Source organism: Chryseobacterium lathyri (genome assembly GCF_019970085.1).
Taxonomy (GTDB): domain Bacteria; phylum Bacteroidota; class Bacteroidia; order Flavobacteriales; family Weeksellaceae; genus Chryseobacterium; species Chryseobacterium lathyri.
The window spans coordinates 341,994-363,104 of the sequence record NZ_JAHXYG010000003.1 but is presented as its reverse complement, the minus strand read 5'-3'; the positions used below and the strand labels follow the sequence as shown (position 1 = coordinate 363,104).

The following is a 21,111-nucleotide window of genomic DNA, read 5'->3' as shown; positions in this document are numbered from 1 at the left end:
TAAATGAACTTCTTAAAAATACTGAAAAAAACTGTCATTGACAGCCAAATTTATGTCTCCATTATGGGAACTTTATTTGCAGTATTTTTCATGAAAGAGCAAAACACATTCCGTTTCCCCACTATCTTGTTAATTTTCATCACTTATTTCAGCGGTTATCTTTACACGAAATACCAGTATACCAGACACTTTTTTAAAATACTGATTCTGAATGCAGCAGCAGGCATTGTCTGTGCTTTTCTCATCATTCATAATCATAATGAAATAAGACTTCTGAAATGGTTTATTATTGTGGTCCTGGGATTACTTTACAACAGTTTTTTCCTGGAGGTGTATATCCGGAAGATTCCATTGCTGAAAGTATTTTATGTTGGTCTGGTCTGGGCATTGGTCAACTGCTGGCTTACACTGCCGGAATTCAGTTTTCCTATTTTTCTGATCAGCTTCTTTTTTATAACAGCACTCGTCCTGCCTTTCGATATCCGGGACATGGAAAGTGATACGGTACAGACTTTTCCAAAGCTGATAGGCGTTCAGAATACAAAATACATTGCCTACGTGCTTGTCTTTATCAGCATGCTTATTGCCACATTTTACCTTAGACCGGTTTACGGGACTGCATTTTTTCTATCGGGAATCATGACCTTTATTTTGATCTATTTCTCTGAAAATAAAAGAGATGACGCATATTTTTCTTTCGGGATAGAAACCTGTTCTGCACTTCCTTTTTTATTTTTACTAATAATGGAGTATTTTTGACGAATGATTATCAAAAAGCTTTCCCTTTACAATTTCAAAAACCATTCGGAGAAGAAGTTTGAATTTTCTCCGCAAATCAACTGTTTTGTGGGAAACAACGGCGCAGGAAAGACCAATATCCTGGATGCGCTGCATTATTTATCGGTAGGCAAGAGTTTTTTAGGGAATACTGATTCTAACAACATCAAAAGAGAAGAAGATTTTTTCACTATTGATGCTGAAGTCCAGAATGAGGACAGTGAAGATACTATCAAGATCTCTCAGCCCAAAGAGGCTAAAAAGATCATTAAAAAGAATGATAAAAGCTATGACAGGCTTGCAGACCATATCGGCTATCTGCCAAGTGTAATGATCTCACCATATGATTCCAACCTGATTTCAGATTCGGGGGAAAGCCGGAGAAGATTTCTGGATTCTATGATATCCCAAACCGATTCGGAATATCTTTTTGACCTGATTCAATATCAGAAAACGGTACAGCAGAGAAATGCACTGTTAAAATATTTCGCAAAAAACAGAACCTGGGACAAGGATTCTCTGGAAATCTATGATGCCCCGATCTCAAAATTCGGGACCAATATTTTTGAGAAAAGAAGAAATTTTGTCGAGAAACTGGGGCCTATTGTTCAGAATTTTTATAAAATTATTTCCGGAGGAAAAGAAATGGTTTCTGTTTACTATCAGTCTGATTTAAGTGAAGGCTTTGACTCCGCTCAGCCTGAGAAAGCTTTTCAGACACTTTTAATGGAAAGCCTTGAAAGAGACCGGATGCTGACTTATACTTCAAAGGGAATTCACAAAGATGATCTTCTGTTTGAAATGGATCATGTGCTGATCAAAAAAATAGGTTCACAGGGACAGCAAAAATCTTTCCTGATCTCTTTAAAGCTGGCACAAATGAGTCTTGTGAAAGAATTGACAAAAAAAACTCCGATCCTTCTTCTTGATGATATTTTCGATAAGCTTGATGACACACGTGTTTCCCAGTTGATTGAGCTGGTTAATCAGGAAAGTTTCGGGCAGATTTTTATTACAGATACACACAGGGAACGTACCGAAAGTGTGGTGAAGAAAATTAATGAGGAAAGTATAATTTTTGAGGTTTGATAAAGTTTTAAGATTATTTCTCGAATATCAGATGCCAAGCCCCAAACCCAGAAAATCACCCTATGAAGAAGAATAAAAAACGTGAATTTCAATCCTCAGAACTTGTAAAATCTTTTGCAAGAATTCATGGTTTTGAACATAAACTGATCGCTTTTGAAATTAAGGATTTTTTGGAAGATTATCTGGATGAAAGCCTTTTTAAGGAGATCAAGAGCGTTAATATTGAAGATAAATGTATTATGATCAGGATTGATTCTCCTTTGCTTAAACATGACTTTCAGATGCGGAAAAGTTTTTATCTTAAAAAGTTTCAGGATAAGTTTGGAGAGGATAAATTCAATGATATTCGCATTTTATAGGTTATTTACCAAAAATATAATTAGAACAACCCGCTAACTTTAGAGCATTTGCTGTGCATGCTGGACACAACTTCCAACAAAGTGTCCAAGATGCTTTAGTCAAAAAAATTAGTGTTCTTCCGGTTTATTAGCAATGGTATTGCTCATCAAATCATCTGCTTTTTTATCCAATCCTGAACTTAAAGGTAAGAAAAACTTAAACGGATGCTTTACAAAATACCTGAAAATCTCCCTGTAAATTTCACTCACCTGTCCAAAGTTCATTTTCCTTGATCTGAACGCTAAAAACATAGACAAACTAAAGCTTACCAGAAAATTGAAGAATCCAATCAGGAAAACGGTGAAGAACGATATCCAGAAGGTATAGGAATCCACTGAAAAGTCTTTTCCGTAAAGTCCTAAAGCAAAATTTCCGGCAGCAAAAGTAATATGCCTGATATCAAGGTCCAATCCGAAAAATAACCCCACCGGAGCTGTTGCCCCTAAAAATACCCCAAACCAGAAGTTGGAAACGATTCCCGGCCAGTTTTTAGCATAATATTTAGATAAGCTTTTCGCAAATTTCTTTCCTAAAAAGCTTCTGATAGAGAGGTTTTTTGCAATTCTTTCCGGAATCTGGTAAAACACGGAATTGTTTCCTATATTCCCTGAAATGATCCCTGAAATAAACAGGTAAAATCCAGCAATACTGGCATGTAATATAGCTTTTGACTTAAACGGATCAAGGTCTTTTAATAATTTATCTGATCGTTCTACAGCTAAATTCTGAGAGAAAAAAACATCCAACCCATAAATGATCGCCAGCGCAATCGGAAATGAGAGAAGCACGTTGCCCACAAAGGCAATGAACTGGCTCCTGAAAAGCTTTGATACAAGATGGGCAAATTCAGTATTATTACGTTTGCTGTTGCCCTCTTCTGACAAGACTTTGGTCATCGTAGCAGCAGTCATTGCGGGCTGTTTTGTTGCCAGCGTAAAACCCATCAGATAGATCATGATGAACCCCATAGCGTAGTTCATCGAATATAAAAATGCATGTGAAAAATCGCTTCCGGGAATATAACCGTAAAGCATTTTCAAAACACAAAGCGCACCAACAATAATTCCACCTCCACTGGCTTTATAAAACATGGTCATATACTCCTTCCGGGTAGATGTAATGTAATGGGTACCGGTTTCTGCCGTATGATTGGTAATAAGATGCGAGAGCAGACGTGTGCTGTCGTTAATCAGGTCTGCAATATTATTTTTATGGGATTTGTAGTTAAGTATATTAAAGATCAGCTGTTTAGATTTTATAGTAATATCCTGTTCATTATCAATCACTAAAAGCTGTACGATCTCATAGATCCTTTCGGTCTGCTGACGGATCTTCAGCAGCGACTGATTGATCTTTCCGGAAATCCCGTATTTAGCAGAATTTTTAAAAGCAATATTAACAAATTCATGACAGTGCTCTGTATAGATCTTGATCTGCTTGTAGCGGCTGTCTTTGGAATGAAGCTGCAGCCCCGGATCATTTTTAAGGTCTTCGGTGAGTGCTTCCAGCTCATTCTGAAGTGCCAGAAAAGGATTATCCAGATTTCTGTACTGGGGCGCCATTCTTACGACCTCAACTTCCATAGCCATCCCTGTAACACGCCAGGAAAGAATGCTCATAGAGAAGATCAGTTCTTTCTTGACATTCGGTTTAATGATAAAATCTGTAGCTCCAAGAAGATTTAAAAACTCATCAATTTCATTCTCCGGAAGGTTGTGTAGATATTTCAGATCGCTTTTGGGCCTGAAACTCACGTTATCAATCATGTACCACACCGTTTTTTCATTTTCTACGGGCGGAAGTATTTTATTAAGGATTCTTTTTTTAAGTTCCGGAAAGAAAGCATTTTCTGACAGAATATTGGCTTCAGTAAGGGAAAGGTTAAAAGGTCTTCCTTTGAAAATATTATGGATGTAGTGTTTAAAATTCTCAGCAAAATCCGGATTATTTTTCAGAAAATTAAGGACATCTGTAAAATCTGCCCTTTTAATGCTCTCTAAAAACTCGGCAAATGGTTCTAAAGAAATAGTCTCGTTCTTAAAAGAGAAATATTTTTTAAGAACTGACTCAAAATTTGTGCTGGAATTAAAAAATTTCATTGGGGCAAAGATACTATTTCAAACTCACATTCCTCATCTGTCTCATGATCCAATTGTGTTTCTTTCTTAAATAAGGGGATGGATTTTTAGGATCATATTTCTTTGGATTAGGCAATACGGCAGCAATCCATGCTGCATCCGAAGCACTTAAATCTTTGGATGATTTTCCAAAATAATACTGAGCCGCAGCTTCTACTCCAAATACGCCCTGTCCCATTTCGATGGAATTCAGGTATCTTTCTAAAATGATATCCTTACTCCATACTTTCTCGATAATGAAGGTATAAACAGCCTCCAGCCCTTTTCTGAACCAGCTTCTTCCCTGCCAAAGGAAAATATTCTTTGCAGTCTGCTGAGAAATGGTGCTTCCGCCACGGATCTTCTTTCCTTTCTCGTTATTCTTCATTGCCTTCTCAATGGCTGTATAGTCAAAGCCGTTATGAGTAAAGAATTTCTGGTCTTCTGAAGCAATGACCGCTTTTTTAACATTATTCCCCATTTCATCATAGGAAATATAATCCCTGTGCAGCTTTCCAAATTCAAAAAGACCTCCAATCTGCGTGATGGTAACCGGCGGATTAAAGAATCTGCCCCAAATAATAAAAACCACATTCAGGACAAGAATAATAAAGATAGCCTGTTTAACTTTTTTCCACATAATTTTGTTTAAAAAGAACTGCAAAAATAAGCAATTCGCCCGAGTTATTGAAGCTCTTTCATATAGGTTAACTGATATTCCGGAAGAAGTTCGGGATGGAAGATTCTGATGTAATCTTTCAGGACAAGATCGGCCCGTACAGCACCTCTTTCGAAAAAGTCATTGGCTTTCAGTTTTTCTTTTCCGGCAACGGTATAGATTTTTCCTTTGTTGAATACCTCCAGCTTTCCGTAGAAAGGATTGCCGGCCAACATTTCTTTTTTTGAAGTGTGATTACCTGCATTTATCCAATACTGTACCTGGCCTGATTTGGCATATACTTCTTCAAAGCTCATCGTGAGAGACTTTTCTTCTTTATTATCTTTCATGATGTAGGAAGCATTGGCATCTGTAATATAGTTGGCCACGGAGGTTTTTCCGCCAGGAAGATACCATACATCTCCGTACATTTCATTGGCCAGCACCACAGGTTTTTCTTTTGCTTTCAGTGCCAGCTGCTTCAGGTGATTATAATTCTTTTCAATTTCCTCATATTTAGCTTGAGCTTCTTTTTCTTTTCCGAAAAATTCTCCAAAAATCTTGATATAGGCTGCTTTTTCTAACGGAAGCTGCTCCATATATTCATCCAGAAAAACCACCTGAATGCCATTATTTTTCAGGAGTTGATAGGCGTTGTCAAAACTTGCGATATAATTGGTGAAAACAGCATCCGGCTTCATGGAAATGATTTTTTCCACATCATATTTCTGTTCACTCCCTACATTCCGGATCTTACCCTCTTTTAACAGATTCTGAATTTTCTCTGAATAAATGTACTCCGGACTTGAGACTCCGACAATCAGATTTTCGGCTCCCAATTCAGAAATGTATCCTGCCATGCTCGCATTTAAAAGGATAATTCTCTTAAACGGAGTCTGACTTGATTTAAAATTATAGGTGAAATTTCCTGACTTCAACTCTAAAAGGCCGTCATGCTCTTTAAATTGGGTCCGACTGGATACGTTGGTCCAGTCCGAGGACGAATTTTTTTGTTCTCTTTTACAGGAGATTAGCGCTATAACCGTAAATAAAAGTAAAATTCTCTGTTTCATCTTTCAAAGAAAAGAAAAAAGTGCTATATTTGCAAACCTTAAAACATCAAGGAAACGACGGCCTCGTGGCGCAACTGAATAGCGCATCTGATTACGGCTCAGAAGGTTACAGGTTTGAATCCTGTCGAGGTCACAAGACGGGGATTTAGATTTTTTGAATTTAAATTCCCGTTTTTTTTGTTGAGATAATTCCCCTCTAATCAATAAGATAGCATGAACAAAAGGGTTAATTTTGGTAGTTTGAAAATAGCTTCCATTAAAAATTATCTTTTCAGGGTATATCAAACTCACGATCGCTCGTTTATCCATAGTGCTAGCTTTTATATATATACTTGATGCGGAGTTAGATTCTCATCTGGATAATGAAAAACCCAGATAGCTGTCCAGATAATCGGTTATGTCGGCTACTGTATAGCAATCTATAATTCCACATTCTGATTTAGGACTTATTTTCTGAAGTTTCGTTCTGTTGGCTCTATATTCTTTATTTTTCTTTAAATCAAGCTATCAAAAAATAGTATGTGGTCCGAAGTTACAAACTTTGCAAAGCTGTGAAATTTGTTTGATCAATATTCCAATTAATTTCATCTGTAATCAGCCAACTCACAATGTTATTCTTAAGAGCTATTCTGCAAGATATTTAGTCATCAAAGTAGTATTACCAGCCTAATTCATTTACAATTCAAAAACAGACTACCCACCCTTTCAATTTAATTGTATCCCATTCATGATTTAGTAGATTTGTTATTGCCCTAAATAAACAAAATAATTAGTGTTTAATGCTGCCGGCTGTATGTTGATAGGAGTTGCAGTTCCTCCGGTGCTCACCGTATAAGTATGATTATGTCCGATTGATGAAGAAGTTATATTATAGAATCCCCCGCCTCCGACAACCGTTCCTGCGAGCCAGTATACATGGATATTATTTCCGCCGCCAAACGCGGTAGTAGTTCTGATCCTTTGATAAGTCATTGTATGGGAATGCCCCGCTTCCGCATCGGCTGTATAGCTGAGGTTGACATTGGGTAGATTGGACCTGGTAAGAGTTGCCGTACTACTTCCTGAAACTGCACCGGGAGCTGCTGTGGTTCCCATAGAATATCGACCTGCCGCATTGGGCAGCAACGTGGTTATTCCTAATATATTTGATGCATTATTTTGGGCTGTTTCCGGAAGTGTGCTAATATTTCTTCCGTCCAGCAGATACCACCCATCATGATCGGCTGTAATCAATGAAGGTTTTACATCTCCCACATCAAAAAAGTCAGGATTATGCATAAGTACACCCTGCGCAGTAGATATAACACCGGCTACCTTGTTAAGAGTTTGAATTCTGACAGTACCGTCTACATCAATGGTTTGAGTGGGAGAAGTAGTAAGTACTCCCATAGTAGAAGAGGTTCCATCCAGATAAAGGAATCCCGGACCTATATTAAGTTGTTTTCCATCCTGATTGACTTGCCGGTTTGATGTTAAAATCCCGTTTACAGTATAAATGTTTTCATTATTACTCCCGTCTCCTGTAAGAGGAAACCAGGTTCCTGAACGAAAATACCAAAATCCCTTTCTGGTAATTATCACTCCGTTATCTGTTAACGAATAAGCCAGCTCTGATTCATCAGGATTTTGCATGCTTTCAATCTGAAAAGCGGCTTGACGGGGAATTAAGATTCCGTTATTAGTGGAAACTATATCCAATACTGTTCGAGGATTAGCCGTTCCTATTCCAATTAATGGCTTTTGCGCTAGAGAAGGTATAGATAATCCTAAAGAAAAAATAAATAGTATAATTATTCTTTTCATTGATTTAATTTTATTGTCCTAAGTAAATAAAGTAGCTGTATGATATATTTTGCGGCACAATAGTAAGGGGAGTTCCGCTTCCGCCCGTATTAACAGTGCCGGTGTGGCTGTGTGCACCGGCAGCAGGTAAGGTTATCGTTGTAGTTCCGGACACCGTTCCCCTTCCCGCTCTAAAGACATACGCGTTACCAGCTGCATTTTGAGCAAAATTGTATCCGCCGGCAGTTAACGAATGCGAATGTGCTGCTGCTGTCGATGTTACTCCTGTTAAATTAACATTAGGAAGGTTAGCTCTGGTCAGTGTTGTCGTATCAGAACCTCCTGCAGTAAATGGAGTTCCTTGTTTCATAAGTCTTCCATTGGTATTTACCAACGTACTGCCAAGTCCTATTGCTGAAGCATTACTTTGTGCAATGGCTGGGAGTGTCGTTACAGCCCGGCCGTCAAGTTTATACCAGCCATTGTGGTCATTTAAACGCAGAGATTCTTTAACAGTGCCATAAGCTACTTTAGGGCCAACAGATAAAGTTCCGTCTGAGAGAGCTTTTACATTTCCGCCTGTAAGACTTCTAACACGCATATCTCCATTTACATCTACCGTGTAACCCGGAGTATTGTTTCCAATTCCTATTCTCTGTTCCACAGAGTGAATCGAAAGCTTATCTGTATCAAATGATAAATTGCGCCCGTTCATTGTTACGGTACGATCGGAAGTCAGAGTGCCATTATTATTATAAATGTTGATAACTGGCTGAGAGCTTCCTCCCAAGGGACGCCATACTGTATTGTCATAATACCAGAAGCCTGTTTTATTAATAACAATACCGTTGTTTGTAGTTACGTAAACCAATTCTCCTGTAGCAGGCGTTGTAATGGATTCCGCCTGTAGGGCAGTCATTCTGGGGATGAGTATGCCTTGTGTAGTGGAGCTGACATCCAATGCTGCATTGGGATTGGCTGTACCAACACCTACACGCTGTGCACTGGCCGGAAGAAAAAAAAGAAGATTGAGTATAGATATAATATTAATCGAAGTTTTACTAAACATAATTTAATTTTTAAATTCCTAAATAAATAAAGTAATTAAGCTGTATGTAGTCAGGATTCAGCGCGATAGCAGCTCCAGTTCCTCCGGTAGGTATAGTGACGGTGTGATTGTGTGCTCCCGATGCTGAACTTGTATAAGTTCCCTCAGAAAGTATTGATCCCACTATTGCCCCTCCCGCCAATTCCCATGAATTGGCATTACCATTAACAGTTTGTAGAATATCCGTTCCTCTTACTTGTGCTGCACCCGGGCTTACCAGAGGATGAGTATGATACAAAGTTGTTGTATTTCCGCTAAGAACAAAATTGGGTAAATTAGCTCGGGAAAGAACTACGCTTGCCGCTCCGCTCAGTGTTCCGGGAGGACCTTGTTTAATATATCTTCCTGTAGCATTGGGAAGACTTCCTGCAAGCCCAAGAGCTGTAGCTCTTGATTGAACACTTACTGGTAATGTAGAAAGTGCTCTGCCATTAAGCAAATACCAACCTTCATGATCTGTAGGAAGATAGGAATATTGGATATCCCCATAATGGTTAATCAACCCTATATCAAAAGACAGTAAACCATCTCCCTGGGTGATCACATTTCCTTTAAACAGACTACGGATTCTCATTCCTCCGTTAACGTCTAATTTTTCTGTTGGAAGATTGGTGTTAACTCCAATATTACCTGTACTTCCGGATATAAACAGTTTGTCGGGTCCGATATTCATATCATGATTGTCGAGACCGACAATTCTGTTACCTGCAAGGCTGCCATCAGAATTATAAATATTCTCACCTATTGAATTATTGGCGGTAATGGGGTTCCAGGTAGTGCCGTCAAAATACCAAAATCCGATAGTATTAACCACACTACCCGTATTAGTTGTACTGAAAACCAGCTCCCCTTCAGTTGGTGTATTGATTTGTTCTATTTGAGCGGCAGTCATTCTGGGAATTAAAACTCCACTTTTATCCGACACAATATCTAAGGCCGCATTGGGCTTATCTGTGTTGATTCCTATTTGAGCGGAAATCAGGGATGCAGTAAGCACTCCTAAAGTGGTCAATAATTTTTTCATGCCTTAATGTTAGTTTTATGTATACTTATTTTTGTAATTGTTTTATTACCTGAAATAAAAAAAGGGTAAATAAAATGCATGATTACAAAACGGTTTTGTTGATTATTTAAAATTGCTGAGTATGCAGATAAAATAAAATATGGACAAAAGTAGAAAAGTATAGGGCTGGTAAAAAGATAATATCTTGTCTTTTTCGGGAATAAGTTAAAATATAATAAATATATAAGTATTTGTTTTGTAATGTGTTATATTAAAAAATAACTTTTGTAACAAAAGCTTTTTACAAAGTTACTTTAAGATAAATTTAATGATTGACTAAGACAAAACATTCCTGAAAACAGAATTTTGAAATTACTTCTTTGTTGCGAGGATCTTTCCAACCATTTACGGAACTAATTCAGAAGAATTATAAGTGCAATCTATTGCAAATCAATATTATTATAGCAAAAAAACAAATGGTCATTTTCCTGAAAATGACCATTTGTTATATTTCTGCATAACATAATGAAAACTACTTTTGTGATCTTTAGTAGGAAATCTTTCAAATGAAATTACAATTTATTTCATTCTGATTTTTTAAGAGGAATGCTATCTATAGCGCAAGTAGATATTCATAGTATTAATCAGGAAAATAAGTAAAATATCATGTTTAATACAGTGAAATCAGATGTTTTCGCAGCAAATAAGAAATTCAACTTCATATAAATAGTATAATTATTAGTTTTTAGGTTATTATGAAAAACAACATTCTCCTTTTAATGTTTCTGGTTGCAGGCAATCTGTTTGTAACAGCTCAGGTCGGTATTCTGACCTCAAACCCACAAGGCCCTTTACATGTTGATGGTGCAAAAGATAATCCTGCTACAGGAACTCCGACTACCATTCAGCAGGTAAATGATGTAATAATAACTCCGGAAGGAAGTCTAGGTGTGGGTACCATTGCTCCAGATTCCTCCTCCTCTGTGGAGGTTAACACAACCAGTAAGGGGTTTCTTCCTCCACGAATGACTAATACTCAAAGAGATGCTATCGCTTTACCGGCAACGGGATTAATGATCTATTCAACTACCAGCAAATGTCTGCAGACAAATATTGGTACCCCTGCTTCTCCCAATTGGGGATGTGTAGCGGTACAAGGCAGTACAGGTGCCCCGGTTGTACAAGTAAATTCTTATACTCCTAATACACCGGCTGGATCTGCGGCAAGTGAAACCTGTCTTGGAAGTCTCTGTGTGAGACACAATGGTAACGCAAGTGAAGGAAGTATTTTGTTAAGAAGTAATACGGGTGCATCAATTCCTAATTCAAGTATAGCAGGATTTCAGGTTGCTACCAGCGGGATTAACATGGGGGATACTGAAATTGTAAGTTTAACTACATCTTATACCCAATTCTACAGGGGAGGCGCCAGTGGTGGCGAATTTATCAACTATCAGGTGTGCACAGGTACTGGTGAGAATTATAGAATTTTTTTGACAATGGTGGCACCGGTACTTAATCCAGGTGCAGGAAACGGAATGTATCTTCTCAATCTTGAAAAAGTAAGATAATACCACATAAAGCATTCTTAAAGTCGGTCTTTACGATAATTGGCAGATGTGAAACCAATATGATAAAACGCACCTGCTTATCAGGTGCTTTTTTAGCAAAGTAATTCTTGGTGGCATCTAAAATTTTTTTTATTCTCAATAGAGAGTAGTTTATAGCTGTTATCTCAAACAAAAGCTGGTTGTTGCATAAGATAAAGCCTTATGACTGTTAATTTTGTTGAATCAATACTACCTTTGGTTTTTGATCAAAGGCTGATTATCTAACTTTTTGTATTTTCTCTGAATCAATATGGATATTAACTTTATTTAAAAAGAAAATCAAGTTACTTGTGATAGCAGAACTCTGCATATTTATTCACACTTTCTACATATCCAACGACATACCACCTGTAATATCAAAGTTTATATATTCTCTTCCATCGTGTAAGAGTATTCCTGCTGAGCTTAAAGTGCCGGGCTACCTGGCTGTTGTTGAGGCTGTTTTTATCCTGATACTCTAATATTTCCAGAATTACTTTTTCATTGTATGATCTGTGTGCCTGATTAAAATGATCAAACTCTTTTTCTATACTTTTAAAAAGAATTTTTTCAAGGTTAATAACATCCAATGGCGAAAGATTGTCCTTTGACAGTATTGTTTGGCATTTCCATTTCTTTTCAGGATATTTTAGTTCAATAAGATCTGTATATATTTTTATATAGTCTGGGTTACCTTGTTTTTCCAATAAAAATAATTTTAAGTATTATCAATTTTTTTGTATTTGCTGATCCATTTATAAAGGGTAGTTTTTGGGATTTTATATTCGTCAATGACCTGCCGTATTGTTTTTTGTTCTGTACTGATAAGTTCCAGAATAAAATCAATCATTACTTTGGTATAAATATTTTTGCGGAATTGAGGGAGTTCAGATTTTCGGTCCGGCTCTTCCTTATCAGGTGAAACAGGAGGTGAAAAAAGCATCAGATGTTGGGTATAGATGCGGAAAAAATCATATTTCAGCAATTTGCTCCATTTTAGAAGAATACCTGTATTCATATCTTTTTGTTTATACATTTCTTCGATATCTTTCTCAATACAATCAAAAAAATTGCATATGCGGGATACTTTTATATTGCATTCCGATACTCTTTTTTCAATAAGGTTACCGATGTGTATGTTTTTATAAATGATTGACATAGAACTCTTTTTTTAAAGGATCATTTTTTATTGATAGAATTATGCTGAGATATTATTTAAGTAATGTCAATGTAAAGCTATTCTGAGAAAAAGAACCTCTTGAGGTGTTTGTAGTACAGCCTGGAGAAGAAGACCCTCTTACTTGCATATAATATGTTCCGGCTGTCAGGTAAGCGATATTCGAAGTATAAATAAAGTCATAACTACTAGAACCGGTAGGTACATGGATATCCTGCGCAGGAAATGCAACATTTACTGCTGCCGTTGAGCTTTTGCTCAAATTATAGGCAAGAAAAGCTCCACAACCCGCTGGGCTTTTATCGGTAATAAGACGCGGTGAAACAATATAATACCCTGGAGTAGTAACAACGGCGTTTGCTCCAAGGTAGGTCATAGCCGCAGGGATATTTACACTGGTACCTGTTGTAGAGTTAATAACAAGTGCAGAACCCGTAGTGTCACGCCAAGTGGCTACACCACTCGCATCAGAAACCAGAACTTTACCTTCAGCCTGTGTTCCATCTACAATTTTTATTGCTCCCGGAGTACTTCCGTTGTCAATATCTAATCTTGTAGCAGGAGCTGTCGTTCCCAATCCTACTCTGTTATTTAGGGCATCGATATTGAAAGTAGTATTGTCTACCTGAAAATGACTGGTTCCTGCAGTGGCAGAAGAAGTAAAAGAAAGAGTTTTGTCGCTCATCGTTACCACTCTGTTTGATTCAAGTGTTCCATTGTTTTTGTAAATGTTGGTGTCCTGATTTATTTTTTGCCAAATATTTCCATCGAAAAAGTAATATCCCTCTTCTGTAATGTTTATTGTCTTTGGTGATACTATACTTACGGCCGAGGTAGCATAGATGATGTTCCCTTTTTGATCCATCGTATATTGTGCATCTCCGGCTTTGATCTGATCTCCAGCAAGTCTTGGTGCAAGAAGTCCTTCCGGTCTGCTGCCATCAGTTGTTTTTGCCGTTACATCGAAGGTTGATTTTGAATTGCTTGTGTTGATCCCTATTTGGGAGAATAACAATTGAGTACATAGGAAACATAATAGTAGATTGATTTTTTTCATTCTATAAAATTTAAATATGATGTATGAATCTGATAACGACCTGGATATGCTTATTAAAAACGATGTAAAAGTAGATGAATAGTGTATTATCGAAAAAACAATATCTTATTGTTTTCAGGAAAATGACAAGACATAAAAATGGTATAAATGTAAATATATCAATACTTTGTAATTCATTTTTAAATTTATCATAAGCGCTGTTTCTACAAAAAAGAGAAAATGATTTAAGATGAATTTTAATGAGTAACAAGAACATAAACATGGCCGGTTCTTCGGCCATGTGAGTAACCTGCAGATAAAATTGAGGGATGTTCTGCATCGTTAAAAATCATATGTGCTTTCAGAATCATCAAAGAAGTTAATCCGTTAGTTCATAGATAGGAATTTTCAAAAATTTATGAGCTTATTGTTTTGATGTCTTGCTTAACGCCTAACAATAATCAGTTGTTGTGTTGTTAATCCTAATAAGAATAATATATTATCTTTGAAATTCTACAAAAATATATCCTAGTGCTCCAAAGCCAAGTCCATCTCCATCTGCTATATGAAAACTTACTCTATAGAAGGTTTTATCTACATAAGAAAAGAATGTAAACTCTGCGTGGCCATCCTGCGTACAATTGATAGGAATCAAAGCTGGATTAGGATTGCTTGGTATTCCGGCTCCTATATTCGCAAATGCCGGAGTTATGGTTAAGGGAACACTGTTAATAAATCCGGAACCATTTTGTGCAGTTCGAGATATTCCGTGGATAATCCCCGTATTATTGGTTCCTGTTGTTGTTCTTACCTGCATATAAGAATCCGTATTTGTACAGGTCGTAGATGGATATCGAAATTCTAAAGATCCTATAGCCACAGAAGAACTTGTGGGAGTCGTTGCATTAATATTAAACGACCTGAATGAGGTGGTTATGGAGCTCTGTACCACAACATTACCATTAGCATCAATTCCCAGTGGTGACGTATTTGATGAAGGTGTAGTTGTATTGTTCATATTGGTAAATTTCAATCCTGAAGATCCGTCTACACCAGATTCAATTTCCATTTTTGCCGTTGGCGTGCTGGTTCCTATTCCTACCCTGTTATTGGCAGCATCCACAGAGAAAGTGGCGCCGTTTACAGAGAAGGCATTGGTAGATGTCCCGTTAAAAGCCAGGGTGTGATCCGCTTGTGTCACTGTTCTGTTTCCTGTAAGTGCTCCGTCTGAACTATAAATATTAGCATTGAGTTTCGTCCAAGTTGTTCCATTGAAAAAGTAAAAGCCCGTATTATCAATATTAACGGCATTCCCGGTTTGTGTTCCGGTTGATATATCATTAACATAAATAAGGGCTGAGGTTGGGATGCCGGTCATACTCTGGGCTCTTTGCCTGTTGATCCTCGGAATCAGCATTCCGTCTACTGTTGTTATTGTTCCTGTTGCTTCTTTTGCTGCAACTTCAAAAGTTGCAGAAGGAGTTGATGTATTGATGCCGACCTGGGCAAAAATTCCGTAAGGAACTAAAAAAAGCAATAGTAGTTTTTTCATTTTTTTACTCTGGATTTAATTAAAAATGTTTGGGAAATGAGATCAACTTAATTTATGCAATAGCTTTTATCTCAACCAGGATATTAATAGAGTGATTGTTTTTCCTGATTGTGTGGCAAAAGTATCCCGTCAATTGTTAGGGAAAAAGAAAATACCTTGCTTTTTTCAGGAAAAAGACAAGGTATATTTGTGTAGTAAAATTCTGATTAATAATACTTAATCTTCTTTTTCTTGAGTTTCTTCCTGCAGGTATTTTATAAATAGCGAAGGAGATAAAGAAGTCACTTTCTTGAATATTTTGCTGAATTTGCTATGCGAAGAAAATCCCACCTCATCTGCTAATGAGGCCAATTTAAAGTTCCGGTATTGAGGATCATTTTTGAGTTTTTCAATAATGTAATTAATCCTCAGCTCATTAATATAATTATTAAAGTCTTTCTCTTTATGAGTATTGATAACATAAGAAAGATATTTGGTATTGGTTTCAAAACGGCCTGCTAAAAAGGGAAGGGAAATATTTTTATTATTAAAGAGATTTGTTTTTTCAAATTTATTCAATTTTGCAAGCAGTTTTTCTTCTGTTTCTGAACTCATTAATACAACGGCCTCATTATTTCCTGCTTGATGAACCGATATATCAATTTTTTCTGAGGCGATAAGACTATCAGTACTGTTTTTTATATTGGATTTTCGAAGTATCTGTTTAAATTTTTCAATATTTTTCCTTTGTTGTATTTTAGATCTTATATATAATGTAAGGATAAGAATAAGCAGAAGTCCGGTAATGAATATAAGATAGTTTTTCTGAATACTTTTTTTCTCTGTCTTTATTATTTTTTTGTCAAGTTTGGTATAGGATTCATCGATAAACTGACGAGTTTTTGACTCTATTTTCTTCTCTAACGTGTCTTTTCGTTGGTCTGTAACCTTTAGTTTTTCAATATTTTCAGTCTGTAAATAATATTGTTTCTCTGTAGTGTAAATCTCTTTTTTTTGTTCAAGGTTTTCTGTTTTTTCAGATACTTTTTTGGCGAGATCCAGATATTGTTTAGCTTTTGACAGATTTTTTTTTTCTAAATATACATTAGCAAGGCCAATGTAAATATAGCTCGTAGTTTCATTTTCGGGAAAATCTTTAACTAAGTTTAGAGCCTTCTTATAATGATATAAAGAAGCATTAATATTTTTCAGATTGTAATAATTAGACCCAAGCATCTGTTCGTTATCAGTAGTAAAAAAATCTTTTTCTTTTATAACATTGAAATGAAGCTGAGATTGTTGAATATACTGATTGGATTTCTTGTATTTTTTTTGATCCATTTCGTAATAGGCCATTTCCTGCAGAATTAATCCCTGGATTTTATGTGCTATTAACGTATCCTTAATCATTTTAGCTGTTTTGAGAGTTTTTTGAGCGTATTTTTTTGACTGGCTGTAGAGTTCAACACCACGATATTGGCCAGCTAAAAAAAGAGAAATCCGTGCTTGCCAGTTTAAATTATCCGTATTCTCAATAATTGTTTCAGCTTTTTCAGCATACGATAAGGCTCTGTTAAAATCTTTCGCATCTCTGCAAAGGTTAGCAGAAAGCATTAAACTTTTTGCCTGAAGGGTCGGTGTTCCAGAAATCTTATATAAAGAATCAGCAATATAGAGTGCTTTTTTGAAATCTTTGGAAGCGGTTTCTAAATAGGTTTTGTTATATAATTTATTATATGCATCTAAATCCTGGGCATTAACAAGCGCACACGCCACAAGATACAGAAGAACTAATTTTTTTTTCATTGATTATTTTTTCTTTAAGGAATTCCGATAGTATATAAAAGTGAATTATAAAGTTCTTTTTATCCAAAATAGCAAAGACATAGAATAGTTAGTTGACATACTTTAAAATATTAAAAAAAATAAAGATTAAAGAATATGGTTAAATTATATTTCAAAAATGAAGAATAAAATTCATATTTCAATATATAGATTAACAATAATTTTCGCGTCACAAAATTATAATTTTTGGAATCATGATAAAAGCTATTATTACTGATAGATCCAAGCAGGATTATAAACGGTAAATTTATTATGACCCAATTATTGAATATTGCTGAAACCTTCAAAATATTTAGCCAGACGATAAAATTTGCCACTATTGAGGTATATAATCTATGATTATAGTCACTAAGTTGTGAAAATTTATTTCTTAACTTGATTTTCTTTCAAATAGAAATCAACACAGATAAGCCAATGTAACCTTGGACAGTGTATGAGATAAAAGCGGAATTCTAATTCCCAGAAGATGCTGCTCAAATAGAACATATAATTCCCATAACTGATCTGGCTATGGGGATATGTGTTCTAAAAGTATTTTTGGATAGTGGACAAGAAAAACGACGCATAAATCACAGAAATAAAGCAAAGCATTCATTGATATTGAGTAGAACAATTCAGTAATGTCTGCCTTTTTTAAGGCTAGGGTTAATTAAAAAACAGGTCAGGATCCATTTTGTGATATTATAATCATTTCAAAAAAGTGAAATCGATCATTCTTTTTATAATTTCGCTGTTGATAAGCGGTGCAGCGGGTGTTCCTGTATTTAATGATATTCCTTCCCTTAGATTCGCTGCGTTAGGATTAGAATTATATACGATAAGTCCGGTTGCCGGATTTGTTATTGTCAATGCGTCAGTACGGGAAGTAAGATTAACCCGAGGTGGTAAAAATCCTGCCGGTTTATCTGGTTTTGCCTGTATATCCAATGCTGCTGAGGTGTCTGGACTGCTTGTATTTATACCTACTTGTGCTTCAGTATATATTATGCTACTGAATAATAGCATAAAAAAGATTTTAGCTTCCATTTTTTTAATTTTTTCTTATCAAAGTATTTGTTGAATGAGAGTAATGATATCTCTGTAATTTTTCAATACACAGCTGTTATAAAGTCCAAATGATATTGAATATCTTGTCCTTTATTTTTACCGCCGCAAGGTATATTTAAAATCAGGCGGTGTAAAGCATTTGGCTGATCGTATTCAGGAATATGACAACACTGATTGACTGGAAAAATGCATCAAACTAATGGTATATGTTTGGCCCTAATCAATGTAAATTAGTGAGTCCGGCTTGACAATTCTGAGCAAGTTAAATCTGTAGAAATTCTCATCTTTAATATTTGATAGCAATGTATTGTTCTTAAATTATGGGAAGATCTCTGTTATTGAGATTGAGTTGCTTCCATAAAAACATTAGTGTATATTTAAGAATCTCATTCATCGATCATAAAAAAAACTATCATGAAACACATTTTAGCCCTATTTATAATATCATCTATATTATCTTGCGAAAGCAAAGAACAAAAAAAAGAGAGAATTTTAAAGGAATTCGAGAAAGAAGCTAAAGAGTTACAAAAAAATCAGATTGATTTTTCACTCAATGCAAGGCCCAGATATTTTTCAGCTAAAACAACTAATGGTACTGTATTCAATTCACAGAATTATAAAGACAAAAATCTCGTGGTTTTCATATATGACAAGTCTTATTTAAAAAAGAGCGAGTCTTATGATATGGCAGAAGAGTTCAATACTCTATATACGAAGTATAAAAATGACGCTTATTTTATTGGTATTGTAGAAGGTTTTATAGAAGATGAAAAAGAGCTAAAGGATTATCTAAGTCATTCACAAGTTCTGTTTGAGCAGATCGACAATACCAAATCTTACAGTAAATCAGAAAAATTAAATTACAATCTATTTTGTAGTCCTGCAAAGGTTCTTATTGGTACTAATGGAAAGGTTATACACTCTTCTTGTGGCGGTGGCAACAATATGATGATCGAACAGAAGCTCGACAGTATAAGGGCTATTGTAAAATAGTTAAAATATTGCCTATGTTATAATATGATTGCAATTGTAGGAAATTTGCTTTTCAAATAATTAAATTAGACCATAAAATCAAAACTGTCGGCAGAAATTCTGCTGACAGTTTTTTGAAAGTAAAAAATGTAAAATTAATATCCCTCGTTCTGAACCAGATATCCAGGAACACTTGATGCTCCGTCAATTGTCGATTGCGGAATCGGGAAAAGCCTTTTTCGTACATCAGTATTTGTTTTAGATGTATAGGTATCTTCATAATGACCAAAACGAATCATATCTGTTCTTCTGGAATATTCCCAGTAAAACTCAAAACCTCTTTCTCTGTATAAAAGATCCAGATTCATTGTTGTCAGTGCGGGAGGGGTAACGTTAGGTCTGGCTGTTCTAGATGCTCTAACGAGATTAACATCCGCTAAAGCTGCTCCTGCATTTCCTTTTCTTAGCTGGGCTTCTGCTCTCATCAGATAAATGTCCGCTAAGCGTAAAAGGACAATGTCTGCATTTCCTCTGTTTCTTCCTGTATCTGAAGTTCTGCTGAACTGGTATTTTGAAACTCGATATCCATCGGTGTAATCTTTATTGTTGGGATTTTCTAAATCGATATCCAGCGTGTGATTTACGTAGCTTACAAATCCATTTCTCTGCTCTATGATAGGATAAATTTTATATTGTCCGTTCAGAGTTTGGAAGGGCTGTCCATTTGATGCATTTCGCAACCCCCACTGAACTCCTCTCTGAATTCCTCTGTTAATTTCATAAGTAGCACCATTCACAAGGAAATAATGATTCCCATCATTTGCAGGAGTCACTCCAGTCAAATCCTGTAGATTTGCCGGAACACTAAAGTTTTCTTTATAAAATCTGGCATCTGCCTGAGCCGGATCAGTGCTTCCATAAGCCTGAACCCATGTCTTATAAAAATCAGAAGTTATCGCTGGGCCATCTGTTCCGTTGGCTTTAGGAAATGCAGCCAAAGGATATTGACTTCCTGACAAAGACCAATAACCTAATCTGTTGTGTGATGTGTTAAGGTCCTGACGCTGGTCAATTGCAAAAATTAATTCTTTATTTGAATGGTTATTGTCGTCAAATATGGCAAAATATTCCGCAGATAAACTAAATAACCCGCTATTGATAACTTTGTTAGTATATTCAATTACCTTATCCATATCTCCCGCTGCAAAAGAAGGAGTTCCGTAAGGGTTTCTGTAAACCGCTGCATTAAGGTAAAGCTGTGCTAAAAATCCGTTTACTGCTGCTTGAGAAACTCTTCCCGGACCTTTCGTGTTGTCTAGGCTATTTACAACAGCTAAAAACTCACTTTCAATATAAGAAACAGCTTCCTGCCTTCTTAGAACTTCAGAATTTTGCCCCGTGTTATCTTTTTTGAATGCAATTCCCCAATAATCAAGTATCAACATATTGTAGTAAGCTCTCAAAGCACGCATTTCGGCAACAGCTTTAGCTGCATTGGGATCTGTTGCAGCAATGGGTTGTAGCTTTTCGATTGCTGTTACAGTTCTTGAAAGCATTAATCTCATTGCATCCCAGGTTTGCTGTACAACAACGTTTGTAGTTGTAGTGGTGTGCTGATGAAGTTCGATGTATTTTCCGCCATCATACCAGTCGTTCCCACTTCCTCTTGGAGGTAGAATGGCTTGGTCTGAACTGATCAGCTGAAGCCCATAATTTTTGGTATGGGTAAATGCATCTGGAAGCGGGCCGTAAGCCGGAGCGATGAAAGATTCAACAGGCGTTGTTGTTTGTGCATCAAGTGATTCGTCGATAACCGATTCTTCAAGATCTGTACATCCTACAAGTGCCAAAACACTTAGACTAAAAATAGAGGTTAAAAATTTATTTTTCATTTTTTTTCTTTTAAAT

Annotated in this window: 18 protein-coding genes and 1 tRNA gene; 6 read left to right on the top strand and 13 right to left on the bottom strand. The window is 36.2% G+C overall.

The features are described from left to right. Positions 1 to 63 precede the first annotated feature (63 nt). From LC418_RS10980 to LC418_RS10970, 3 genes are all read left to right on the top strand, one after another. Complete coding sequence (locus LC418_RS10980) at positions 64 to 759, top strand: UbiA prenyltransferase family protein (RefSeq protein ID WP_307724881.1); 696 nt, start codon at positions 64 to 66, stop codon at positions 757 to 759. Between the two features lie 3 nt (positions 760 to 762). Continuing rightward, positions 763 to 1,866, top strand: a complete 1,104-nt coding sequence (gene recF / locus LC418_RS10975; protein WP_223559152.1) for a DNA replication/repair protein RecF — start codon at positions 763 to 765, stop codon at positions 1,864 to 1,866. Between the two features lie 62 nt (positions 1,867 to 1,928). Beyond that, on the top strand, positions 1,929 to 2,225 hold the full coding sequence (locus tag LC418_RS10970) for a DciA family protein (protein ID WP_111954733.1): 297 nt from the start codon (positions 1,929 to 1,931) through the stop codon (positions 2,223 to 2,225). Between the two features lie 108 nt (positions 2,226 to 2,333). Here the strand turns inward: LC418_RS10970 and LC418_RS10965 are convergent, their stop codons facing one another. The 3 genes from LC418_RS10965 to LC418_RS10955 are packed head-to-tail and all read right to left on the bottom strand — an operon-like array spanning position 2,334 to position 6,113. Next, positions 2,334 to 4,364, bottom strand: a complete 2,031-nt coding sequence (locus LC418_RS10965) for a recombinase (RefSeq protein WP_111954731.1) — start codon at positions 4,362 to 4,364, stop codon at positions 2,334 to 2,336. Between the two features lie 13 nt (positions 4,365 to 4,377). Beyond that, on the bottom strand, positions 4,378 to 5,022 hold the full coding sequence (gene mtgA, locus LC418_RS10960) for a monofunctional biosynthetic peptidoglycan transglycosylase (protein ID WP_223559151.1): 645 nt from the start codon (positions 5,020 to 5,022) through the stop codon (positions 4,378 to 4,380). 44 nt (positions 5,023 to 5,066) lie between these two features. Further along, positions 5,067 to 6,113, bottom strand: coding sequence for an ABC transporter substrate-binding protein (locus tag LC418_RS10955; protein WP_223559149.1), 1,047 nt, complete (start codon positions 6,111 to 6,113; stop codon positions 5,067 to 5,069). Positions 6,114 to 6,172: 59 nt separating this feature from the next. Here LC418_RS10955 and LC418_RS10950 point away from each other — a divergent pair. Further along, a tRNA-Arg gene (locus tag LC418_RS10950) sits at positions 6,173 to 6,246 on the top strand. A 611-nt stretch (positions 6,247 to 6,857) separates the two neighbouring features. Here the strand turns inward: LC418_RS10950 and LC418_RS10945 are convergent. From LC418_RS10945 to LC418_RS10935, 3 genes are read right to left on the bottom strand one after another with little or no spacing between them, the layout of a single operon-like run. Beyond that, positions 6,858 to 7,916, bottom strand: coding sequence for a hypothetical protein (locus tag LC418_RS10945; RefSeq protein ID WP_223559148.1), 1,059 nt, complete (start codon positions 7,914 to 7,916; stop codon positions 6,858 to 6,860). 10 nt (positions 7,917 to 7,926) lie between these two features. Next, the gene (locus LC418_RS10940; protein WP_223559146.1) at positions 7,927 to 8,964 is read right to left on the bottom strand and encodes a hypothetical protein; all 1,038 of its coding nucleotides are present in this window, start codon (positions 8,962 to 8,964) and stop codon (positions 7,927 to 7,929) included. 10 nt (positions 8,965 to 8,974) lie between these two features. Continuing rightward, on the bottom strand, positions 8,975 to 10,027 hold the full coding sequence (locus LC418_RS10935; protein ID WP_223559144.1) for a hypothetical protein: 1,053 nt from the start codon (positions 10,025 to 10,027) through the stop codon (positions 8,975 to 8,977). 734 nt (positions 10,028 to 10,761) lie between these two features. Here LC418_RS10935 and LC418_RS10930 point away from each other — a divergent pair. Beyond that, complete coding sequence (locus LC418_RS10930) at positions 10,762 to 11,577, top strand: hypothetical protein (protein ID WP_223559143.1); 816 nt, start codon at positions 10,762 to 10,764, stop codon at positions 11,575 to 11,577. A 395-nt stretch (positions 11,578 to 11,972) separates the two neighbouring features. On the opposite strand, the gene LC418_RS10925 is transcribed toward LC418_RS10930, so the two are convergent. The 6 genes from LC418_RS10925 to LC418_RS10900 all read right to left on the bottom strand — a co-directional run bounded on the left by LC418_RS10925 (position 11,973) and on the right by LC418_RS10900 (position 18,189). Beyond that, positions 11,973 to 12,302: a helix-turn-helix domain-containing protein gene (locus LC418_RS10925; RefSeq protein ID WP_111954717.1), complete on the bottom strand. Its 330-nt coding sequence runs from the start codon at positions 12,300 to 12,302 to the stop codon at positions 11,973 to 11,975. Between the two features lie 11 nt (positions 12,303 to 12,313). After that, positions 12,314 to 12,754 carry a transposase gene (locus LC418_RS10920; protein ID WP_262901785.1) on the bottom strand — a complete coding sequence of 147 codons (441 nt, stop codon included), beginning with the start codon at positions 12,752 to 12,754 and terminating at the stop codon, positions 12,314 to 12,316. A 52-nt stretch (positions 12,755 to 12,806) separates the two neighbouring features. Further along, on the bottom strand, positions 12,807 to 13,829 hold the full coding sequence (locus LC418_RS10915) for a hypothetical protein (RefSeq protein ID WP_223559141.1): 1,023 nt from the start codon (positions 13,827 to 13,829) through the stop codon (positions 12,807 to 12,809). A 478-nt stretch (positions 13,830 to 14,307) separates the two neighbouring features. Continuing rightward, positions 14,308 to 15,360, bottom strand: a complete 1,053-nt coding sequence (locus LC418_RS10910) for a hypothetical protein (RefSeq protein ID WP_223559139.1) — start codon at positions 15,358 to 15,360, stop codon at positions 14,308 to 14,310. A 216-nt stretch (positions 15,361 to 15,576) separates the two neighbouring features. After that, a complete protein-coding gene (locus LC418_RS10905) occupies positions 15,577 to 17,145 on the bottom strand; it encodes a helix-turn-helix domain-containing protein (RefSeq protein ID WP_223559137.1) in 1,569 nt (522 codons plus the stop codon). A gap of 726 nt (positions 17,146 to 17,871) precedes the next feature. Next, positions 17,872 to 18,189 (bottom strand): hypothetical protein, encoded by a 318-nt coding sequence (locus LC418_RS10900; RefSeq protein WP_146897002.1) that lies wholly within the window; start codon positions 18,187 to 18,189, stop codon positions 17,872 to 17,874. A gap of 456 nt (positions 18,190 to 18,645) precedes the next feature. On the opposite strand from LC418_RS10900, the gene LC418_RS10895 reads away from it, so the two are divergent. Continuing rightward, a complete protein-coding gene (locus LC418_RS10895; RefSeq protein WP_223559135.1) occupies positions 18,646 to 19,224 on the top strand; it encodes a peroxiredoxin family protein in 579 nt (192 codons plus the stop codon). A 134-nt stretch (positions 19,225 to 19,358) separates the two neighbouring features. Here LC418_RS10895 and LC418_RS10890 read toward each other — a convergent pair whose 3' ends face one another. Beyond that, the gene (locus LC418_RS10890; protein ID WP_223559134.1) at positions 19,359 to 21,095 is read right to left on the bottom strand and encodes a RagB/SusD family nutrient uptake outer membrane protein; all 1,737 of its coding nucleotides are present in this window, start codon (positions 21,093 to 21,095) and stop codon (positions 19,359 to 19,361) included. Between the last annotated feature and the right edge of the window lie 16 nt (positions 21,096 to 21,111).